Origin of the sequence: Streptomyces echinoruber, from assembly GCF_014651135.1 — a bacterium.
Lineage (GTDB): Bacteria > Actinomycetota > Actinomycetes > Streptomycetales > Streptomycetaceae > Streptomyces > Streptomyces echinoruber.
Genome location: NZ_BMWH01000013.1, coordinates 128,829 through 149,664 on the forward strand (window position 1 = coordinate 128,829; position 20,836 = coordinate 149,664).

The window sequence follows — 20,836 nt, forward strand, 5'->3', positions numbered from 1 at the left end:
CCCGATAGGGTCGGGGTCGTGGCGAACACGAACATTCCCGACCCCGACTTCCCCGATGACGACGGCTCCGCCGATCCCCGGCTGAGCGCCGCGCTCGCCGCGTGGGCCGAGGACCGCACCGCCGAGGAGCCCGTCCTGCGGGCGCTGCGGGACGCCCGCCTGCTGGTGCCGGTGGTGGCGGTGCTCGGGGAGGTCGAGGAGGACGATCAGGAGGAGCGCGAAGCTCCTTGCAAGGGTGGTGGCGGGAGACGGGTGGGCGGGTTGCGCCGCGAGAAGACCAGCGAGATGGCCGTTCCCACGCTGAAGGCCCGCGGCCGCACCGCGCTGCCCGCCTTCACCTCCACCGACGCGCTGGCCCGCTGGAACCCGGCCGCCCGCCCCGTCGCCGTGCCCCTGCACCGCGCCCTGCAGGCCGCCGCGCACGAGCGGGCCGACACGATCGTCCTCGACGTGGCCGGGCCCGTGCCCTACGAGCTGACCCGCCCGGCGCTGATCGCGCTCGCCGAGGGCCGCACCGCGACCGACCCGCTCGCCGACCCGGCCGTCGTCGAGGCGGTGCGCGCGGCGGTGGCCGCCGAGCCCGCCGTCGTACGCGCCCACCTCGGGCCCGGCCGGGCCGACGGCACCCTGGCGCTCGTCCTCGACGCGGAAGCCGTCCCCGCGCAGGCCGCGCAGGCGGTGGCCCGGCGCCTGGCCGACGACGAGACGCTGCGCGCCCGCCTGGTGCGCGGCCTGGACCTGGCGCTGCTGCCGCCCGGGACCGTGCCGCCGGGACAGCCCCTGTACGTCCGCCCGTAGCGGGCGTACGGACGTCTCCGGCGGGCGGGCCGGACGTCCCCGGCGGGACGGGCCGGACGGGCGCGCGGCGGGCGGGTCAGCCGAAGACCGGGCCCGTGTACTTCTCGCCCGGGCCCTGACCCGGCTCGTCCGGGACGAGCGACGCCTCGCGGAACGCCAGCTGCAGCGACTTCAGGCCGTCGCGCAGCGGCGCCGCGTGGAACGAGCTGATCTCGGTGGCGCTCGCGTCCAGCAGACCGGCCAGCGCGTGCACCAGCTTGCGGGCCTCGTCCAGGTCCTTGTACTTGTCGCCCTCCTCGGACAGGCCGAGCTTCACGGCGGCCGCGCTCATCAGGTTCACGGCGACCGTCACGATCACCTCGACCGCCGGGACCTCGGCGATGTCACGGGTCATGGCGTCGAAGTCGGGCTGCTCGGGGGTGGCCGAGGGGGAGGTGTCACTCATGCCCCACACGATAGGCGCCGCGCGGACCGCGGCCGTCCGCGGGAGGCGGATACCCCCGTCCGCGGGAGGCGGATGCCCCCGGACTCGGTGGGCGGACACCCCGGACTCGGCGGGCGGACACCCCGGACTCGGCGGGCGGACACCCCGGACTCGGCGGGCGGATGCCGCGCACCTGCGGATTCGCACCGCCCCCGGCGAGGTGCTAGCCTTGTGTGACGACCGGTCGGACACGCGTGCCCCCGCAGAGGGAACGGCAGGCGGGCCCGACCACAAGTGGAGGCTTCCGAACTCCCACCTGGCCGTCCCGAGGGACGGCGGGTCACCGGTCAGGCGGCGTCATCCCCGGGATGACGGCCCGCCCGAGAGCGCGCCCCGCGGTCACCGCGGCGGTGCTCCGGTAGTTCGAGGAGCCCCGCCTGTGATCGTCCGGGGCATATTTTGTGCGCCGGCGCGGTTTGGTCTTACGAACACAGACGTTACGCGGCTGTCCGCCAGACCGTCGCGTGGTGCAACCGAGGAGGATCCATCAGCGCCGAGCCCCGCATCAACGACCGGATTCGCGTTCCCGAGGTGCGACTTGTCGGTCCCAGTGGCGAGCAGGTAGGCATCGTCCCGCTTGCCAAGGCCCTGGAGCTTGCGCAGGAGTACGACCTCGACCTCGTCGAGGTCGCGGCGAACGCCCGTCCGCCCGTGTGCAAGCTCATGGACTACGGGAAGTTCAAGTACGAGTCGGCCATGAAGGCCCGTGAGGCGCGCAAGAACCAGGCGCACACGGTCATCAAGGAGATGAAGCTCCGGCCGAAGATCGACCCGCACGACTACGACACCAAGAAGGGTCACGTCGTCCGGTTCCTCAAGCAGGGCGACAAGGTCAAGATCACGATCATGTTCCGCGGTCGTGAGCAGTCCCGCCCCGAGCTGGGCTACCGACTGCTGCAGCGCCTCGCGGAGGACGTCCAGGACCTCGGGTTCGTCGAGTCGAACCCGAAGCAGGACGGCCGCAACATGATCATGGTCCTCGGTCCGCACAAGAAGAAGACCGAGGCGATGGCCGAGGCCCGGCAGGCCCAGGAGGCCCGCAAGGCCGGCCGCCAGGGCCGCGGGGGCGCCAAGCAGGAGCAGGAGACGTCCTCCGGATCCGCCGAGGCGTGATCCTCACCCGCCCGGGACGCCGCACCGGCAGCGCCCCGGGTCCGTAACCGAAGAAGTAAGAGCGACGCTTCCTCGTGCCCGGTTCCAGGACCGGGCACGGGAGCGCCACCGACGAGGAGAGAACGGCGCTATGCCGAAGAACAAGACGCACAGCGGTGCCAGTAAGCGCTTCAAGATCACCGGCTCCGGCAAGGTGCTCCGTGAGCGCTCCGGCAAGCGCCACCTGCTCGAGCACAAGTCGTCCCGCGTGACGCGTCGCCTCACCGGCAACGCCGAGATGGCCCCGGGCGACACCAAGAAGATCAAGAAGCTTCTGGGCAAGTGACGCCTCGGCGCCCCCGCGCCGCAGCCGTACGTCAGACACCGGGACCTAGTCGTTTCCGGGCCGTGTGAGGACCCCACGGCCCCGCTACAAGGAGTTAAGAAGTGGCACGCGTCAAGCGGGCAGTCAACGCCCACAAGAAGCGCCGGGCGATCCTCGAGCAGGCCTCCGGCTACCGCGGTCAGCGTTCTCGCCTCTACCGCAAGGCCAAGGAGCAGGTCACCCACTCGCTGGTCTACAACTACGACCACCGCAAGAAGCGCAAGGGCGACTTCCGTCAGCTGTGGATCCAGCGCATCAACGCCGCGGCCCGCGCCAACGGCCTCACCTACAACCGCTTCATCCAGGGTCTGAAGGCCGCCAACGTCGAGGTGGACCGCAAGATCCTCGCCGAGCTCGCCGTCAACGACGCCCCGGCGTTCGCCGCGCTCGTCGAGGTCGCGCAGAAGGCCCTGCCGAGCGACGTGAACGCGCCGAAGGCGGCCTGAGCCGCGCCGGCCGAGCCGACGTGACGCACCGGACCCGCAGGCCGTTACGGCCTGCGGGTCCGGTCGTGTCCGGGTGCCGTACCCCGCCGTCGCCACAGCCCGGAAAAGACCTGCCGGAAAAGACCTAGCGGAAAGTAACCCCATGCCCCCCGCCGCCCCCGAGCCGATCTCCCCCCGCTCCCCCCGCGTCACCGCCGCCCGGCGGCTGGCCAAGCGGAACTTCCGGAGCAAGGAGCGGCTGTTCCTCGCGGAGGGGCCGCAGGCGGTGCGGGAGGCGGCGGGACACCGCGCGGCGGACGGCCGGGGCACGCTGGTGGAGCTGTTCGCGACCCCGGAGGCCGCCGAGCGTCACACCGACATCCTGGCCGCGGCCCGGGCCGCCGGCGCGCGCCTCCACCTGGCCTGCGACGACGTCATCGCCGCGATCTCCACCACGGTCACCCCGCAGGGCCTGGTCGGCATCTGCCGGTTCGTGGACACGCCGTTCGACGCGATCCTCGCCGCCCGCCCCCGCCTCGTCGCCGTCCTCGCCCACGTCCGCGACCCCGGCAACGCCGGCACGGTGCTGCGCTGCGCCGACGCGGCCGGCGCCGACGCCGTCGTCCTCACCGACGCCTCCGTCGACCTGTACAACCCCAAGGCGGTCCGTGCCTCCGTCGGCTCCCACTTCCACCTGCCCGTCGCCGTCGGCGTCCCCGTCGAGCGGGCCGTGACCGGGCTGCGGGAGAGCGGCGTGCGCGTCCTGGCCGCCGACGGCGCCGGGCCGCACGACCTCGACGAGGAGCTCGACAAGGGCACCATGGGCGGCCCCACCGCCTGGGTGTTCGGCAACGAGGCGTGGGGCCTGCCGGAGGAGACCCGGGCGCTGGCCGACGCCGTGGTCCGGGTGCCCCTGCACGGCCGGGCGGAGAGCCTGAACCTCGCGACCGCCGCGGCCGTATGTCTCTACGCGTCGGCCCGTGCGCAGCGCGCCCCCGGAGGGTGCCGCCGCGTCCCCGGAAACTAGTAGGGTGACCAGCTCAGGGGCCCACTGCACCGCGAGAGAGGTGGGGTTGCGGCGATGAGCGTCGGCACCAGCAGCGCACCCGGTGACCGGGACGCCCACCGCCTGCCCGCGCCCCGGCACGGCGGCGCCGCCGGCCCCGGCGTCGGCCCCGCCGGCCTCGGCGTCGACCCCGCCGGCCTCGGCGTCGACCCCGACGACCTGCCCGACGGCCTCGTCGTCGCCGACGAGCACGGCCGCGTCGTCTGCTTCAACGCGGCGGCCGCCCGCATCACCGCCCTGCCCGCCGAGGAGGCCCTCGGGCAGCGGCTGGAGAAGGCCCTGCCGTTAGAGGACCTGGAGGGCCGCCGCTGGTGGCAGCTCACCGACCCCTACGGGGGGCTCGCCATCCGCCGCGGCCAGCCGGAGCGCAACCTGCTGCTGCCCGGCGGACGCGAGGTCCTCGTCTCCGCCCGCTACGTCCGCACCCGCCCCGCCGGGCCCGTCCACCGTGTCGTGGTCTGCCTGCGCGACACCGAGGCCCGCCGCCGCACCGAGCGCAGCCACGCCGAGCTGATCGCCACCGTCGCCCACGAACTGCGCTCCCCGCTCACCTCCGTCAAGGGCTTCACCGCGACCCTGCTGGTCAAGTGGGAGAGGTTCACCGACGACCAGAAACGGCTGATGCTGGAGACGGTGGACGCGGACGCCGACCGCGTCACCCGGCTCATCGCCGAACTGCTCGACATCTCCCGCATCGACTCCGGCCGCCTCGAACTGCGCCGCCAGAAGATCGACATCGGTGCCGCCGTCGGCCGCCACATCCAGGCCTACGTCGCCGCCGGCCAGCCCGCCGACCGGTTCCTGCTGCGCATCGAGCAGCCGCTGCCCGACCTGTGGGCCGACCCCGACAAGATCGACCAGGTGCTCGGCAACCTCATCGAAAACGCCGTGCGGCACGGCGGGGGAACTGTCACCATTGACATCACGCCCACCGTCCTGCCGCGCGAGCGCGCGGAGGGCGAGCACGGCGACCACAGCGCCACGTCGGTCACGGTCAGCGACGAGGGGCCCGGCATCCCGGAGGAGTCCATGAACCGCGTCTTCACCCGCTTCTGGCGGGGCAGCAAACGCGGCGGCACCGGACTCGGGCTGTACATCGTCAAGGGCATCGTCGAGGCCCACGGCGGCACGATCACCGTCGGCCGCGCCCCCGGCGGCGGCGCGGAGTTCCGATTTACCCTGCCCGTGGGCACCCCGGCGCACCTGCTGTAGACATCCGCCGAGGGACCCGCGGGCGCCTTTCGCTCCCCCCGCACCGTTAGACTCGGCCCTTGGCACCCTTGCGTCCCAAAAACGCCGGGCGATTCGAGACGAACGCGTCCGCGAGTCGGTGACGGGGACCGTCAGCCAGCCAAATCGGAAGCACGGGAAGAGATGTCGGCACCCAACAAGTCGTACGACCCTGTCGAGGTCGAGGCGCTGAAACCGGAAGAGATCGAGCGCATGCGAAACGAGGCGCTCGCCGCCTTCGCCGCCGCGGATTCCCTCGACGCGCTCCACGAGGCCAAGGTCGCCCACACCGGCCCCACCTCCCCGCTGGCCCTCGCCAACCGCGAGATCGGCGCCCTGCCCCCGCACGCCAAGGCCGAGGCCGGCAAGCGCGTCGGCCAGGCCCGCGGCGCCGTGAACAAGGCGCTCGCCGCCCGCCAGGCCGAGCTGGAGGCCGAGCGCGACGCGCGCGTGCTGGTCGAGGAGGCCGTGGACGTCACGCTGCCCTACGACCGCGTCCCGGCCGGCGCCCGGCACCCGCTGACCACGCTCTCGGAGCGCATCGAGGACGTCTTCGTCGCCATGGGCTACGAGGTCGCCGAGGGCCCCGAGGCCGAGGCCGAGTGGTTCAACTTCGACGCCCTCAACATCGGCCCCGACCACCCCGCGCGCACCGAGCACGACACCTTCTTCGTGCAGGGCGCCGACGGCGGCGCGCAGTCGGGCGTCGTGCTGCGCACCCACACCTCGCCCGTGCAGATCCGCTCCCTGCTCCAGCGGGAGCTGCCGGTCTACGTGATCTGCCCCGGCCGCGTCTACCGCACCGACGAGCTGGACGCCACCCACACCCCCGTCTTCCACCAGGTCGAGCTGCTGGCCGTCGACGAGGGCCTGACCATGGCCGACCTCAAGGGCACCCTGGACCACATGGTCCAGTCGCTGTTCGGCGAGGGCATGAAGACCCGGCTGCGGCCGAACTTCTTCCCGTTCACCGAGCCGAGCGCCGAGATGGACATGGTCTGCTACGTCTGCCGCGGCGAGTCCGTCGGCAACCCCGACCGGCCCTGCCGCACCTGCTCGTCCGAGGGCTGGATCGAGCTGGGCGGCTGCGGCATGGTCAACCCGCGGGTGCTGACCGCCTGCGGCGTCGACCCGGAGAAGTACAGCGGCTTCGCCTTCGGGTTCGGCATCGAGCGGATGCTGATGTTCCGCCACCACGTCGAGGACATGCGAGACATGGTCGAGGGTGACGTCCGGTTCACCCGGCCGTTCGGGATGGAGATCTGATGCGGGTCCCGCTTTCTTGGCTGCGGGAGTACGTCGACCTGCCGGCGACTGAAACCGGGCGCGACGTCCAGGAGAAGCTGATTTCGGTCGGTCTCGAGGTGGAGACCGTCGAGCGCCTCGGCGCCGACCTCAAGGGGCCGATCGTCGTCGGCCAGGTGCTCACCATCGAGGAGCTGGAGGGCTTCAAGAAGCCGATCCGGTTCTGCACCGTCGACGTCGGGCAGGCCAACGGCACCGGCGAGCCCCAGGAGATCGTCTGCGGCGCCCGCAACTTCGAGGTCGGCGACAAGGTCGTCGTCGTCCTGCCGGGCGGTGTGCTGCCCGGCGGCTTCGAGATCTCCGCGCGCAAGACCTACGGCAAGGTCTCGCACGGCATGATCTGCTCCAGCGAGGAGCTGGGCATGGGCGACGACGGCACCAAGGGCATCGTCGTGCTGCCGCCGGAGTCCGAGGTCGGCGCCGACGCGATCGAGCTGCTGGAGCTGGTCGACGAGGTGCTCGACATCGCCGTCACCCCGGACCGCGGCTACTGCCTGTCGATGCGCGGCGTCGCCCGCGAGGCCGCCATCGCCTACGGCCTGCCGCTGCGCGACCCGGCCCTGCTCGACGTACCGGCGCCGAACGCCTTCGGCTACCCGGTGAAGATCTCCGAGCCGCTCGGCTGCGACCGCTTCACCGCCCGCACCGTCTCCGGCCTCGACCCCGAGGCGCGCTCCCCGATCTGGCTGCAGCGCCGGCTGCAGAAGGCGGGCATGCGCCCGATCTCGCTCGCCGTCGACGTCACCAACTACGTGATGCTGGAGCTCGGCCAGCCCCTGCACGCCTACGACCGCGGCCGCGTCCAGGGCGCGATCGGCGTGCGCCGGGCGCAGCCGGGGGAGAAGCTCACCACCCTCGACGGCGTGACCCGCACCCTGGACCCGGAGGACCTGGTCATCACCGACGACCGGGGCCCGATCGGCCTGGCGGGCGTCATGGGCGGCGCCGACACGGAGATCGACGACACCCGGGGCACCACCACCGAGGTCGTCATCGAGGCCGCGCACTTCGACCCGGTCTCCATCGCCCGCACCGCCCGCCGCCACAAGCTGTCCTCGGAGGCCTCCCGCCGCTTCGAGCGGGGCGTCGACCCGCAGGCCGCGTCCGCCGCGGCCCAGCGCACAGTCGACCTGCTCGTGCTGCTCGCCGGCGGCACCGCCGACGCGGGCGTCACCGAGGTGATCGCGCCGTCCGCGCCGCACACCCTCACCCTCCCCGCCGACCACCCCGACAAGGTGGCGGGCGTCGCCTACGGCCGCGAGACCGTGGTGCGCCGCCTGCAGGAGATCGGCTGCGACGTCTACGGGCAGGACGAGCTCATCGTCACCGTCCCGTCCTGGCGGCCCGACCTGCGCGAGGCCAACGACCTCGCCGAGGAGGTCATCCGCCTGGAGGGCTACGAGAACCTGCCCTCCACGCTGCCCAGGCCCCCCGCGGGCCGCGGCCTGACCGACCGGCAGCGGCTGCACCGCCGCGTCGGCCGCGCCCTGGCCGGCGCCGGCTACGTCGAGGCGCCGAACTACCCGTTCATCGGCCAGGCCGTCCTCGACCAGCTCGGCATCGAGGCCGACGACGCGCGCCGCCAGGTCGTCACCCTGCTCAACCCGCTCTCCGACGAGGAGCCCGCGCTCCGTACGACGCTGCTGCCGGGGCTGCTCGGCGCGCTGCGCCGCAACGACGGGCGCGGCAGCCACGACCTCGCCCTGTTCGAGACCGGCCTGGTCTTCCGGCCCACCGGCGCCGAGCGCGTCCCGGCCCGGCTGCCCGTCGACCGCCGGCCCAGCGAGGAGGACCTCGCCGCGCTCAACGCCGCGCTGCCCCACCAGCCGCGCCACGTCGCCGTCGTCCTCGCCGGCGCCCGCGAGCGGTCCGGCTGGTGGGGCAAGGGCCGCCCCGGCGACTGGGCGGACGCCGTCGAGGCCGCCCGCACCGTCGCCCGCGAGGCCGGCGTCCGCCTCACCGTCCGCGCCGGCCAGCACGCGCCGTGGCACCCCGGCCGCTGCGCCGCGCTGTACGCGGTGGTCGACGGCACCGAGACGCTCGTCGGCCACGCCGGTGAACTCCACCCGCGGGTGGTCAAGGCGATGGGGCTGCCGGAGCGGACCTGCGCCATGGAGATGGAGCTCGACCTGCTGGAGCGGGCCGGCGGCGGCATCGTCCCGGCGCCGCGGATCTCGACCTTCCCGGTCGCCACGCAGGACGTCGCCCTCGTCGTCGACAAGCCCGTCCCGCAGGCCGAGGTCGAGGCCGCGCTGCGCGAGGGCGCCGGTGAACTGCTGGAGGACATCCGGCTGTTCGACGTCTACGAGAACGCCGAGCAGCTCGGCGACGGCAAGAAGTCGCTGGCGTACGCGCTGCGCTTCCGCGCCGCCGACCGCACGCTGACCGTCGAGGAGGCCTCCGCGGCCCGCGACGCGGCCGTCGCGCTGGCCGCCGAGCGCACCGGGGCCGTCCTGCGGGGGGCGTGAGACAAGGCGCCGAAGGCACCCGGAGCAGCCCCGCGTCCCCCTCGGGACGCGGGGCTCTTCTCACTCGTTCGGGTGGTGCCGCGGCGCGATCCGGCCCGTTCCCGGCGCGCGGCCGAAAGAATCGGAGCGGCCTTTCGGGGCCGCTCCGTCGGCGCTGTGACGGCCTGAATGGGGGGCCATCGGCATGATCCGCACCAGGGCTGGGGCTCCCCGCCGGACGTGGCCGCGCCCGCCCCTCCCGGCACGCGCCGGCCGCCGCGGCGCCCGCCGCCGGCCGCCGCGCCCCTCGCTCGCGTTCGGGCTGCCCACGCTGTGGGGCGCCGCGGCGCTCGCGTACAAACTGGCCTGCCCGCACGCCCAGGACGGCGGCGTCGGCACCCGCCTGCTCACCGGCGTCGTCTTCTTCGCCGTCGGCACCGGCCTGGTCGTCCACGTCCGCCGGTCCCCGCTGCGCGAGCTGCGGCAGGCCCGGAAGGTCGCCGGCGCCGCGCAGGACGTCCTGCTGCGTCCGCCGCCCCCGTGCGTCGCCGGCCTGGCCACCGCGGCCGCCCGGCTGTCCGCCGACCGCGGCGCCACCGTCGGCGGCGACCTGTACGAGGTGGTCGCCACCGAGCACGGCGTGCGCGTCGTCATGGGCGACGCCCGCGGGCACGGCGTCGCCGCCCTCGGCACGGCCGCCGCCCTCCTCGGCAGCTTCCGGGAGGCCGCCCACGACGAACCGGACCTCGGCGGCCTCCTGCGCCGCCTGGACCGCGCCCTCGCCCGCCACCTGCGCGACCGAGCCCGTGCTGAACACCCCTCCGGCGGCGGCGAGTTCGGCCACCCGGTCGCCGAGGAGTTCGTCACCGTCCTGCTGCTGGAGATCGACGCGGGCGAGGTGCGGGCCCTCAACTGCGGCCATCCGTGGCCGTACCGCGTCACCGGCCACCGGGTGGAGCCCCTCGCCCGGGCCGACCCGCTCCCGCCCCTCGGCCCCTTCCCCCTGCCGGCGGACCTCCCGGCGGTCGGGTGCGGTCGGATGCCGCCGGGCGAGACGCTGGTGCTGTACACGGACGGGGTGGAGGACGCCCGGGACCCCCGTGGCCGGTTCTTCCCGCTCGCGGCGACCCTGGCGGCGGTGGCCCACGACGGCCCGGCGACCGCGCGGACGGTGCGGGACACGGTGCTGGCCGGTCTGCTGCGCCACATCGGGGGAAGCCCGCAGGACGACGTCGCGCTCCTGGTCCTGCACCACACGGCCCGTGCCGGGTGCTCCACGCCCACCGGGGGCGCACAGGACCGCGCGCCCGGTCACGGGCGGCCCGCCTCCGGCCGGCCGCCCGTGGTCCCGAGTTCCCAGCCGTAGGCCCGCAGCGGCCCCGGAACGGCCCGCAGCGGCTCCGGAAGCCCGCAGTGGCCCCGGAACGGCCCGTAAACACACCAACAGCCCGGCAGGGCCGCCGCACTGTACGAGGGGGAGCCGGCGGCCCGACCGGCCTCTTGCGAGGTGTTTCAGTCAACCGGGCGGAGACGCTCCGCGACAGCGCGCGCACGGCCCGGATTCGCGCACTCCGTTCACACCCCGTGTGCAGCGAGACCCACTACGCTGTCCGCACGGAGCCTTCGGGGGGCATGGGATGCAGCCCAACACTCTGCTCGACGCGATCCTCGACGAGGCCGGGATCTCGCACGCGGGCCTGGCCGCGCACGTCAACCAGGCGGGCCGGGCGCGCGGTCTGGCGCTCCGGTACGAACACACCGCGGTGGCGCGGTGGCTGAAGGGGCAGCGGCCCCGCGGCCAGGTACCCGACCTGATCTGCGAGGTGCTCTCCGCCCGGCTGCGCCGGCCCGTCACCCTCGACGACATCGGCCTCGGCGTCCCCGGCGAGCCGGCCGCCCCGCAGGGCACGACCCTGTCCGGGTTCGTGGAGCGCGCCACCGCCCTGTGGCGCTCCGACGAGCAGCAGCGGCCCCATCTCCTCGGCGCGCCCGCGCTGACCGGCACGCCCGCCGTGATGCCGGTGTGGGAGTGGGAGAACCCGCCGGAGGACGTGGACGTCTCCCGCGGCGGCCGGGTGCGGGTCACCCAGAACGACATCGAGATGCTGCGCGCCGCCCGCGGCCACTACGAGCAGATGTACCGCAAGGCCGGCGGGGTGGCGACCCGCGCCCGCATCGTCGGCTTCCTCAACGCCGAGGCCGCGCCGCTGCTGCGCGGCAGCTACACCGACGCCACCGGCCGCCAACTCCACCGCGCCACCGGCGGACTGGTGGCGATCGCCGGGATCTGCGCCTACGACTCCGACGCGCACGGACTCGCCCAGCGCTACTTCCACCAGGCGCTGCGGCTGGCGAAGGCCAGCGGCGACCGGGGCCTGGGGGCGTACGTGATAGCGCTGCTGGTCAACCAGTCGCTGTTCATGAAGGAGTACCGGCAGGCCGTGGCCTTCGCCGAGGCCGCGCTGCGCACCGCGGGCCGGCACATCACCCCCGCGCTCGCCTCCGACCTGTACGCGATGCAGGCCAAGGCGTACGCCCACCTCGGCGACGGCACGAGCGCCCTGTCCTGCATCCGGCGGGCCGAGACGGCCGCCGGGCGCATCCGACGCGGCTACGAGCCCGACGAGACCGGCTATGTCCAACCGGGCCTGGTCAACGTGCAGGTGGCCGAGGCGCTGCTCAGCCTCGGCGACCTGCAGGCGGCCGGGGAGCACGCGGCGGCGGCCGTGGACAGCCCGGCCCACGACCGGGGCCGGGTGCACCGGCTGGCCATGCTCAGCACGATCGAACTGCGCCAGGGCAACGCCGACAAGGCGGTCGCGGCGGCCGTGCAGATGGCCGAGCAGGTCCGCGGCATGGAGTCCCGGCGGCTGCGCGACCGGCTGCGCGAGGTGCGCGAACACCTGGTGCGCAGCGGCGGTTCGGGCACCGCCGAGGCCGCCGAACTGATCGACAGGGCGCTGCGCGTCCCCTTGTGACGGGCCACAGGCCCGGTACCCGGACTCCGTCCGTCGTCGCCGTGGGCCCGGTACCTCGACCCCCTCCGTCGTCCGCGCCGGGACCGCCTCCTACGTACGCCGCACCAAGAGCCGTACCGGGGGCCGTTTTTCGCACCGCACCGGGCCCGTCCACCGTGCCGCAGGCACAGGTCACCGGACCGGCGCCTGTCGCCGTGCCCCGGGCGGGGCGTCGTGCGACCTGCTGCCGAGCCGTTCGGGCTGCGATATTGCCACCACTTACCCGGCGAAAGGTGGCAGAACCGTGCAGTGGACGAAACAGAACGAGCAAACCGTGTATGCAAACCGCTGGTTCCACGTCAACCTGGCGGATGTCGAACTGCCGGACGGCAGGCATCTCGACCACTTCCTGATCCGGCTGCGGCCGGTCGCGGCGGCCACGGTCGTCAACGAGGCCAACGAGGTCCTGCTGCTGTGGCGGCACCGCTTCATCACCGACAGCTGGGGCTGGGAGCTCGCGGCGGGCGTCGTCGAGGACGGCGAGGATGTCGCCCGCGCGGCCGCGCGGGAGCTGGAGGAGGAGACCGGCTGGCGGCCGGGACCGCTGCACCACCTGATGAGCGTGGAGCCCTCCAATGGGCTCACCGACGCCCGGCACCACATCTACTGGTCGGACGAGGGCGAGTACGTCGGGCACCCCGTGGACGACTTCGAGTCGGACCGCCGGGAGTGGGTCCCGCTCAAGCTGGTGCCCGACCTGGTCGCCCGCGGCGAGGTCCCGGCCGCCGGCATGGCGGCCGCGTTACTCCTCCTGCACCACCTCAGGCTCGGTATGGACGCCGTGCTCTGAACCCCCCGTGGCGGCGTCCCCGCCGGGCGGGGTCCGGTGCGCGCGGCTGCGAGGCGGAAGACTCGGAAGGGACGGCGATGCCGTGGCCGTCCGCGCGGGCCCCGCGTCGCCCGGGGCGGGCAGGAGAGCGGCCCTCAGCGGCCCAGGGCCTGCCAGACCGCCACCACCAGCGCCCCCACCGCGGTGAGGGCCGCGACCGAGGGCAGGGGCCAGCGGGCGTGCTCCAGGGTCACCACCCGGCTGCTCAGCTCCTCGACCTCCTTGGCGGTCTCCTCGGTGCGGTGGTTGAGCAGGGCGAGTCCGCCCTCGACGCGTGCGTGCGCCACGTCGAGGCGGCGGCGTAACTCCGCGAGTTCTCCATGGACGACGGGGTGCTCGGCATCGGTGGGCACCGGTTCGCTCCTTTCCGGGTCATGCGCATCCCTTACATGCGCATGACGAGTGAACCCGTCCGGCGGGCGCGGCGGGAGAGTGTGCGGGCGGCATATGCGGGTCCGGCGCGCACACGGCGTGTGAACGGCGCGGACCCGGCGCCCTTGTGGGGGCCGGGTCCGCGTACGCCGGAGCCTCGCCGCACGTGACCGGCCGCCGGTCCCGTTCGGGAGCGACCGCCGGTCGCGCTCAGGAGCAGGTGTTCAGGAGTAGGCGTTCAGGAGTAGGTGTAGAAGCCCGAGCCGGTCTTGCGGCCCAGCCGGCCGGCGTCGACCATCCGCTGCAGCAGCGGCGGAGCGGCGTACAGCGGCTCCTTGTACTCCTGGTACATCGACTGGGCGACCGAGGCGACCGTGTCCAGGCCGATCAGGTCGGCCAGCTTCAGCGGGCCCATCGGGTGGGCGCAGCCCAGCTCCATGCCGTTGTCGATGTCCTCCCGGCTGGCGATGCCGGTCTCGAACATCCGGATGGCGGAGAGCAGGTAGGGGATGAGGAGGGCGTTGACGACGAAGCCCGAGCGGTCCTGGGCGCGGATCGCATGCTTGCCGAGGGTCTTCTCCGCGAAGAGCTGGGCCCGGCCGATCGTGTCCTCGGAAGTGGTCAGGGCCGGAATCAGCTCGACCAGCTTCTGTACCGGGGCCGGGTTGAAGAAGTGGATGCCGATGACCTGGTCCGGGCGGGAGGTGGCCACCGCCAGACGGACCAGCGGAATGGAGGAGGTGTTGGACGCCAGGATCGCGTCGGGACGGGTCACGACCTGGTCGAGGACCTGGAAGATCTCCGTCTTGACCTGCTCGTTCTCCACGACGGCCTCGATCACCAGGTCCCGGTCGGCGAACTCGCCGAGGTCGGTGGTGAAGCTCAGCCGGTCCTGCGTCGCCTCCCGTTCCTGCTCGGAGATCTTGCCGCGTTCGACCGCCTTGCCGAGGGAGTTGAACAGCCGGGTGCGGCCGATCTCCAGGGCCTCGCCGGTGGTCTCGGCCACCCGTACGTCCAGGCCGGCGCGGGCGCACACCTCGGCGATGCCCGAACCCATCTGGCCGCAGCCCACGACTCCGACCCGTGCGATGTCTCCAGAGAAGCCGGTCACTTCGTCCCCTTCGCTGCGCTGATCCTGGTTGATCCTGCCGTCGCAGGGCTGCCGTGGTTGGTGCCTGCTCCGATCGTGCACGTTACTCCCGGATATCGATGATCGATCGAGCGGGTCTGGCATCATGCCGATGCGGATGACGGTCCGTAATGGTAAGGATTCGGTGAGTGCGCGGATGTGCGGGGCGAGGGCGCACGGGCACAAGGGCGCACGGGCACAAGGGCGCACGGGCGCAAGGGCGTACGGAGGTGCGGTGTGGGGCGGTTGTCACGGCGGGCGTTCGCGGTCGCGGCACTGGCGGCGCTGGCGACGGGCGACGGAGCGGCGGCCGCCGCACCGGGCGGCGGAACGCGCACCGGCGCACCGGACGGCGGGACGCGGACCGGCGCACCGGGCGCCGTGGCGGGCCGCCGGCGCGCGGCCACGCGGATGCGCGGGGTGTGGCTGGCGACGGTGGCCAACCGGGACTGGCCCTCCCGGCCGGGCCTGAGCGCGGCCGAGCAGCGCGCCGAACTGCTCGCCCACCTGGACACGGCGGTGGACCGGCGCCTCAACACGGTGATCTTCCAGGTGCGGCCCACGGCCGACGCGCTGTGGCCCTCGCCGTACGAGCCGTGGTCGCAGTACCTCACCGGGACCCAGGGCAAGGACCCCGGCTGGGACCCGCTGGGCACCGCGGTCGCCGAGGCGCACGCGCGCGGCCTGCGGCTGCACGCCTGGTTCAACCCCTACCGCGTCGCCACGCACACCGACCCCTCCCGGCTCGCCCCCTCCCACCCGGCCCGCAGGCACCCGGACTGGGTGGTGGCGTACGGCGGGAAGCTCTACTACAACCCGGGGCTGCCGGAGGTGCGCGCCTTCGTCGAGGAGGCGATGCTCGACGCGGTGCGCCGCTACCCGGTCGACGCGGTCCACTTCGACGACTACTTCTACCCGTACCCGGTGGCGGGCCGGTCCTTCGACGACGACGCCGCCTACGCCCGCCACGGCGGCGGCTTTCCGAGCAGGGCGGCGTGGCGGCGCGACAACATCGACCGGCTGGTGCGGGAGACCGCGGCCGGGATCGGGAAGATCCGGCCCACCACCCGGTTCGGCATCAGCCCCTTCGGGGTGTGGCGCAACGCCGCCACCGACGCGCGCGGCTCGGACACGCGGGCGGGCGTGCAGACCTACGACGACCTGTACGCCGACACCCGCACCTGGGTGCGGGAAGGCTGGATCGACTACGTCGTGCCGCAGCTGTACTGGAACATCGGCTATGCCCCGGCGGACTACGCCACGCTGCTGGCCTGGTGGGCGGAGGTGGCGCGGGGCAGCCGGACGCAGCTGTACGCGGGTGAGGCGCTGTACAAGGCGGGTGACCCGGCGCAGGGCGCGGCCTGGCAGGACCCGGCCGAGCTGTCCCGGCACCTCACCCTCGCCGAGGACTACCCGCAGGTGCGCGGGCACGTCTTCTTCGCCGCCCGGGACGTGGCGGCGGACCGGATCGGGGCGATGGCGCGGGTGGTCGCCGACCACTACCGGCAGCCGGCGCCGGCCCCGCGCTGACGCACCCGTCCGGTCACTGCGGCGGCGAGGTGCTCTCGCGGTGCCGGATCTCGGTGTCGGGGCCGGGCGAGCACACGGCCTCGTGCCCGTCCTCGAACCGGACGCGGAACGGCGGGTTGCCCTCCTCGCCCATCACTTCGACGATCCGACCGACCCGGTCGTGCTGTCCGACCACCCTGCCGTGCTGGACAAGCTGGTCGCCCACGGTGGCCCGCATGATCGGCCTCCTTACGTGCGCAAGCAGGTCTGCGGTCTTCCCTCGCCCCAAGCCTACGGCGGTCGGGGCGGAGGGGGGACCGGGTGTGCGTGTCCCGCGGCCGTCTCGGTCAGCCGCGCGCCCGCTGGGTGACGGCGATGCAGACGAGCACGGCCACGGCCGTCAGGGGGGCGGCCGCCGTCAGGTGCTCGTGCAGCAGCAGTACCGACCACACCAGTGTGAGCAGGGGCTGGGCGAGCTGCAACTGACTGGCCCGCGGGATGCCCACGGCCGCCATGCCCCGGTACCACACCACCAGCCCGAGGAACTGCGAGCCGAGCGCGACCCACAGCAGCCCGGCGACGCCGTGCGCGCCGAGGTGCACGGGTTCGTACGACAGCGCGACGGCCGCGGCGGGCACCGTCAGCGGCAGGCACAGCACCAGCGCCCAGCCGATGACCTGCCAGCCCGGCAGGACCCGGGCCAGCCGGCCGCCCTCCGTGTACCCGGCGGCGCACACCAGCAGCGCGGCGACGAGGAAGCCGTCGGCGGTGTTCAGGGTGCCGCCGCTCTGCCGCACCGTGAAGGCGCCCACCGCCGCGGCCCCGGCCAGGGCGGCCGCCCAGAAGGTGCGCGAGGGGCGGCTGCCGGTGCGCAGGGCGGAGCAGGCGGCCGTGGTCAGGGGCAGCAGGCCGACGACGACCGCGGCGTGCGCGGTGGTCGACGTCTCCAGCGCGAGCGTGGTGAGCAGCGGGAAGCCGACGACGACACCGGCGGCCACCACGGCCAGGCCCGGCCAGTGCCGGCGCTCGGGCACCGGGACGCGCAGCGCCAACAGGCAGCCGCCCGCGACCAGGGCGGCCAGCACGCTGCGCACGGCCACCAGCGACCAGGGGCCGAAGCTCTCCAGGCCCCACGCGGTGGCCGGGAAGGTGAGGGAGAAGGCGACGACGCCGAGGGCGGCCTGGAGGGTGCCGAGGGCGGCCGCGGCACGCGGGGGGTGCGGGGGCCGGGCGGGGCCGGCCGGAGCGACCGCTATCCGGGCATCGGCAGTAGCGCTACTCTGTGCTGTCATGCACCAGCGTAACAGCGTGGGCGAGTTGACGGAACGGCTGCGACGGGACCTCGACCGCTACTCTCCTGGTGAGAAGCTGCCGTCGAGCCGGGCGCTCGTGGAGCGGTTCCGGGTGAGCCCGGTGACCGTCTCGCGCGCACTGGCGCAACTGGCCGCGGAGGGCCTGGTGGTCACCCGGCCCGGCGCCGGCGCCTTCCGGGCCCGCCCGCGCGCCGCCACCGCCGCCGCGGGGGACACCTCCTGGCAGGCGGTCGCGCTCAGCGCGGACGGCGGCGCCGACCTCGTGCCGCGCACGGTGGACGCCTCCGGCGTCCTGGTCTCGCTCGCCGCCCCGCCGCCGGGCGTCATCGAGTTCAACGGCGGCTACCTGCACCCCTCGCTCCAGCCCGAGCGGGCGATGTCCGCGGCGCTGGCCCGCGCGGGCCGCCGGCCCGGCGCCTGGGGGCGGCCGCCCATGGAGGGCCTGCCGGAGCTGCGGGAGTGGTTCGCGCGCGGCATCGGCGGCCCCGGCGGCACGGTCACCGCCGCCGAGGTGCTGATCACCGCGGGCGGGCAGGCGGCGCTGACCACCGCCCTGCGCGCGCTGGCCCCGCCCGGCGCCCCGGTGCTGGTGGAGTCGCCCACCTACCCGGGCATGCTGGCGATCGCGCGGGCCGCGGGCCTGAGGCCGGTGCCGGTGCCGGTCGACGCCGACGGGGTGCGGCCGGAACTGCTCGCCGACGCCTTCCGCGCCACCGGGGCCCGCGTCTTCGTCTGCCAGCCGCTGTTCCAGAACCCGACCGGCGCCGTCCTCGCGCCCGACCGGCGCGGCGAGGTGCTGCGGATCGCCCGCGGGGCCGGCGCCTTCGTCGTCGAGGACGACTTCGTGCGGCGGCTCGCGCACGCGGACGCGGGCCCGCTGCCGCCGCCGCTGGCCGCCGAGGACCCCGACGGCGTCGTCGTGCACGTCTGCTCCCTCACCAAGGCCACCTCCCCGAGCTTCCGGGTCGGCGCCCTGGCCGCCCGCGGCCCCGTCCTGGAGCGGCTGCGCGCCATCCAGGTCGTCGACACCTTCTTCGTGCCGCGCCCGCTGCAGGAGGCCACGCTGGAACTCGTCGGCTCCCCCGCCTGGCCCCGCCACCTGCGGGCCGTCTCGGCCGCGCTGACGGCGCGCCGGGAGGTGACGACGGCCGCCCTGCGCCGGGAACTGCCCGAGGCCGGGCTGCCGTTCGTCCCCCGCGGCGGCTACCACCTCTGGCTGCGCCTGCCCGACGGTACTGGGGGCACCTCCCAGGCTTTCGGCCCTGGGGGAGAATCCGCCCTGACCGCCGCCGCCCTGCGCGCGGGCGTCGCCGTCACCCCCGGCCGCCCCTACTTCAGCGCCGAACCCCCCGCCCCCCACATCCGGCTGAGCTTCGCGGCGGTCGCGGGGGAGGGGGAGATCGAGGAGGGGGTACGGCGGCTGCGGGCGGCGTGGCAGGAGGTGCGCCCGGCCGCCGCGATCGCCGAAACCCGTTCGACAGCCCGCCGTTGAGCTGTGAGGATGCGCGTCATGACCGACACCCCGCCGCTCCCCGACGGCTACGAGTTCTCCGCCGACGCCGACCGGATCGACGCCGCCCGCGTGCACCGGTGGCTGTCCACCGACGCCTACTGGGCGCTGGGGCGGCCGCGGGAGAAGCAGGACCGGGCGATCGCCGGGTCGCTCAACTACGGGGTGTACGAGGCGGTGACGGGGGAGCAGGTGGCCTACGCGCGGGTGGTCACCGACCGGGCGACCTTCGCCTGGCTGTGCGACGTGTACGTCGATCCGTCGGTGCGCGGCAAGGGCCTCGGCACCGCCCTCGTCGCGGCCGTGCGCGAGCACCTGCGGCCGTACGGGCTGCGGCGGATGCTGCTGGCCACGCACGACGCGCACGGCGTCTACGAGAAGGCGGGCTTCGGGCCGCTGGAACGCCCGGAGCAGTGGATGGCACTGTACTTCGCCCGGCCCCGCACCCGCCCCTCGAACTGACTACCCGTCAGGCGCGGGTGTAGTCCGTCGTCAGCAGCAGGTCCTTGGCGGGGCCGGCCACCCGCCACACCGTGCGCCAGCGGTCGGCGCCGCGGACGGTGAACTCGCCGCGGTACAGGTCGGCCGCGCAGGGGTGCTCGGCCACGTGCCGGCCGGTGGTCAGGTCCAGATCGTGGAAGGGGCGCCCGTCGGCGAAGCGCACATCGGCCGTGCCCGGCGCGGGGCCGGGCAGGAAGCGCAGCACACGCCCGGCGGCACGGGCGGTGCCCCGCCAGACGAACGTGCCGGACTCCTCGTAGCGCAGCCCGCCCTCCCCCTCCCCCTCCCCCTCCTCCTCCGGCAGGGGGCGCAGGACGGCCGTCCCGGTGAACCGGCCCTCGTCGCCGCCCGCGAGGTCCCGCACCGACCGCTCGATCCGCCACGTCCCCGCCAGGTACGCCAGCGCGTCGGCCACCGGCCAGAACTCCTCCATGCCGTCCTTCCGCCTCTCGTCGCCCACCGGTTGCCGCACGCCCAAGGACGCCCACCGGCCTTTCTATGGTGCCGTTCGGATTTCTGACCGGTGTCCGGCATTTCGAAAGCCCGGTTTCCGGGTGCGGAGCCGTGGAGCATCCATGTCACGCACCCGGACCCGCTGGAGAATCGGTCCGATCGTCACCGTCGCCCCGGCGGCCTCGGCCGTCCTCCCGGTCCCCGCGCCCGCCGTGCCGCCGTCGTCGCCCCCGGCGCGGTCAGCCCTGCCCGCCGCGGCGGAACCAGCCGCGCCTGGCCGGCGCCGGAGGCGGCGGCGCGGCGGGCGGGGGCGCAGCAGGCGGCGGCACGGCGGGCGGACGCGTCGCCGGGCCGCCGAACGGGGGCAGGGTCTTGAACCGGTCGTCCAGCGTGACCGTCGGGGTGATCCGGTGCAGGGCCGCGCGGACCAGGGTGAGCGGATGGTCGGGGAAGTGGGCGTCCCACTGCTCGTGGTCGGCGACGTGGTACGGCAGCCCGCCCCGCAGGCCGGGCGCGTAGGGGTGGGGGCGGAAGTAGTCCGCGGGGCCCACCCGGGCCATGACCGCCGCCTCTCGCACACCGGTCGTCGCGCCCTCGGTGGCCTGCACCTTCAGCACCGTGCTGCAGCCGGCCTTCGGCAGCGTCCAGGAGCCCAGGAAGACCTGGCCGTGCCCGTTCGGCCGCGGCACCTTGATCAGCTGGCGCACCGCCGGCACCCCGCCGACGGTCCCGAAGGCCGCCTCGATCAGTCCGCCACCGGCCGCCGCCGCCCCCTGCGCGAGCCCGGCGCACAGCCGCCCGGGGTCCTCCAGCGGGGCCGGCAGGTCCGGCACGAGCGGGAAGAAGTGCACCGACAGCACGAGCCCCCGCGCGTCGGTCCACACCCCCTGCTCCCGTTCGGTGAAACCGGCCAGGTCAAGACCGGTGATCGGAGTCATGGCCATCATGGCGGCCATCATGCCGGGCGGTGC

Annotated in this window: 21 protein-coding genes; 14 read left to right on the forward strand and 7 right to left on the reverse strand. The window is 74.4% G+C overall.

Going from position 1 to position 20,836, the window contains the following annotated elements; translation table 11 throughout:
* Positions 1 to 18 precede the first annotated feature (18 nt).
* Entirely contained in the window at positions 19 to 798 is a 780-nt protein-coding gene (locus IE225_RS16990) for an SseB family protein (protein ID WP_190058369.1), read from the forward strand.
* Between the two features lie 76 nt (positions 799 to 874).
* On the opposite strand, the gene IE225_RS16995 is transcribed toward IE225_RS16990, so the two are convergent.
* Entirely contained in the window at positions 875 to 1,243 is a 369-nt protein-coding gene (locus IE225_RS16995; RefSeq protein WP_190058370.1) for a DUF1844 domain-containing protein, read from the reverse strand.
* Positions 1,244 to 1,768: 525 nt separating this feature from the next.
* Between IE225_RS16995 and infC the strand changes: the two genes are divergently transcribed.
* The 10 genes from infC (at position 1,769) to IE225_RS17045 (ending at position 13,039) form a co-directional block, all read left to right on the forward strand.
* A complete protein-coding gene (gene infC, locus IE225_RS17000) occupies positions 1,769 to 2,395 on the forward strand; it encodes a translation initiation factor IF-3 (protein ID WP_229879630.1) in 627 nt (208 codons plus the stop codon).
* A gap of 130 nt (positions 2,396 to 2,525) precedes the next feature.
* Positions 2,526 to 2,720 (forward strand): 50S ribosomal protein L35, encoded by a 195-nt coding sequence (gene rpmI, locus IE225_RS17005; protein ID WP_190058372.1) that lies wholly within the window; start codon positions 2,526 to 2,528, stop codon positions 2,718 to 2,720.
* A gap of 101 nt (positions 2,721 to 2,821) precedes the next feature.
* Entirely contained in the window at positions 2,822 to 3,205 is a 384-nt protein-coding gene (rplT, locus tag IE225_RS17010) for a 50S ribosomal protein L20 (protein ID WP_190058373.1), read from the forward strand.
* A gap of 142 nt (positions 3,206 to 3,347) precedes the next feature.
* Positions 3,348 to 4,211, forward strand: coding sequence for a TrmH family RNA methyltransferase (locus IE225_RS17015; protein ID WP_190058374.1), 864 nt, complete (start codon positions 3,348 to 3,350; stop codon positions 4,209 to 4,211).
* 54 nt (positions 4,212 to 4,265) lie between these two features.
* Positions 4,266 to 5,462 carry a sensor histidine kinase gene (locus IE225_RS17020; protein WP_190058375.1) on the forward strand — a complete coding sequence of 399 codons (1,197 nt, stop codon included), beginning with the start codon at positions 4,266 to 4,268 and terminating at the stop codon, positions 5,460 to 5,462.
* A 162-nt stretch (positions 5,463 to 5,624) separates the two neighbouring features.
* Positions 5,625 to 6,746, forward strand: coding sequence for a phenylalanine--tRNA ligase subunit alpha (pheS, locus tag IE225_RS17025; protein ID WP_190058376.1), 1,122 nt, complete (start codon positions 5,625 to 5,627; stop codon positions 6,744 to 6,746).
* Positions 6,746 to 9,253 carry a phenylalanine--tRNA ligase subunit beta gene (gene pheT / locus IE225_RS17030; RefSeq protein ID WP_190058377.1) on the forward strand — a complete coding sequence of 836 codons (2,508 nt, stop codon included), beginning with the start codon at positions 6,746 to 6,748 and terminating at the stop codon, positions 9,251 to 9,253. The genes pheS and pheT overlap by 1 nt, the downstream gene beginning before the upstream one ends.
* A 184-nt stretch (positions 9,254 to 9,437) precedes the next feature.
* The gene (locus tag IE225_RS17035; RefSeq protein ID WP_190058378.1) at positions 9,438 to 10,598 is read left to right on the forward strand and encodes a PP2C family protein-serine/threonine phosphatase; all 1,161 of its coding nucleotides are present in this window, start codon (positions 9,438 to 9,440) and stop codon (positions 10,596 to 10,598) included.
* Between the two features lie 271 nt (positions 10,599 to 10,869).
* Complete coding sequence (locus tag IE225_RS17040; RefSeq protein ID WP_190058379.1) at positions 10,870 to 12,210, forward strand: NsdA family TPR-like regulatory protein; 1,341 nt, start codon at positions 10,870 to 10,872, stop codon at positions 12,208 to 12,210.
* A 283-nt stretch (positions 12,211 to 12,493) separates the two neighbouring features.
* Positions 12,494 to 13,039, forward strand: a complete 546-nt coding sequence (locus tag IE225_RS17045; RefSeq protein WP_190058380.1) for an NUDIX hydrolase — start codon at positions 12,494 to 12,496, stop codon at positions 13,037 to 13,039.
* Between the two features lie 134 nt (positions 13,040 to 13,173).
* On the opposite strand, the gene IE225_RS17050 is transcribed toward IE225_RS17045, so the two are convergent.
* The gene (locus IE225_RS17050; RefSeq protein ID WP_190058381.1) at positions 13,174 to 13,431 is read right to left on the reverse strand and encodes a hypothetical protein; all 258 of its coding nucleotides are present in this window, start codon (positions 13,429 to 13,431) and stop codon (positions 13,174 to 13,176) included.
* A 257-nt stretch (positions 13,432 to 13,688) separates the two neighbouring features.
* Positions 13,689 to 14,561 (reverse strand): 3-hydroxybutyryl-CoA dehydrogenase, encoded by an 873-nt coding sequence (locus tag IE225_RS17055; RefSeq protein WP_190058382.1) that lies wholly within the window; start codon positions 14,559 to 14,561, stop codon positions 13,689 to 13,691.
* A gap of 255 nt (positions 14,562 to 14,816) precedes the next feature.
* Between IE225_RS17055 and IE225_RS17060 the strand changes: the two genes are divergently transcribed.
* Entirely contained in the window at positions 14,817 to 16,109 is a 1,293-nt protein-coding gene (locus IE225_RS17060) for a glycoside hydrolase family 10-like protein (protein ID WP_190058383.1), read from the forward strand.
* Positions 16,110 to 16,122: 13 nt separating this feature from the next.
* Here IE225_RS17060 and IE225_RS17065 read toward each other — a convergent pair whose 3' ends face one another.
* The gene (locus IE225_RS17065) at positions 16,123 to 16,326 is read right to left on the reverse strand and encodes a DUF1918 domain-containing protein (protein WP_190058384.1); all 204 of its coding nucleotides are present in this window, start codon (positions 16,324 to 16,326) and stop codon (positions 16,123 to 16,125) included.
* A 109-nt stretch (positions 16,327 to 16,435) separates the two neighbouring features.
* A complete protein-coding gene (locus tag IE225_RS17070; RefSeq protein WP_190058385.1) occupies positions 16,436 to 17,380 on the reverse strand; it encodes a DMT family transporter in 945 nt (314 codons plus the stop codon).
* On the opposite strand from IE225_RS17070, the gene IE225_RS17075 reads away from it, so the two are divergent.
* Both IE225_RS17075 and IE225_RS17080 read left to right on the forward strand, forming a co-directional pair.
* Positions 17,379 to 18,893: an aminotransferase-like domain-containing protein gene (locus IE225_RS17075; RefSeq protein WP_190058386.1), complete on the forward strand. Its 1,515-nt coding sequence runs from the start codon at positions 17,379 to 17,381 to the stop codon at positions 18,891 to 18,893. The two genes, IE225_RS17070 and IE225_RS17075, sit on opposite strands and share 2 nt — an antisense overlap.
* Before the next feature lie 18 nt (positions 18,894 to 18,911).
* Positions 18,912 to 19,373 carry a GNAT family N-acetyltransferase gene (locus IE225_RS17080; RefSeq protein ID WP_190058387.1) on the forward strand — a complete coding sequence of 154 codons (462 nt, stop codon included), beginning with the start codon at positions 18,912 to 18,914 and terminating at the stop codon, positions 19,371 to 19,373.
* Between the two features lie 7 nt (positions 19,374 to 19,380).
* Here the strand turns inward: IE225_RS17080 and IE225_RS17085 are convergent, their stop codons facing one another.
* The gene (locus tag IE225_RS17085; RefSeq protein ID WP_190058388.1) at positions 19,381 to 19,845 is read right to left on the reverse strand and encodes a DUF6314 family protein; all 465 of its coding nucleotides are present in this window, start codon (positions 19,843 to 19,845) and stop codon (positions 19,381 to 19,383) included.
* Positions 19,846 to 20,104: 259 nt separating this feature from the next.
* Entirely contained in the window at positions 20,105 to 20,803 is a 699-nt protein-coding gene (locus IE225_RS17090; protein WP_190058421.1) for a hypothetical protein, read from the reverse strand.
* Positions 20,804 to 20,836 lie beyond the last annotated feature (33 nt).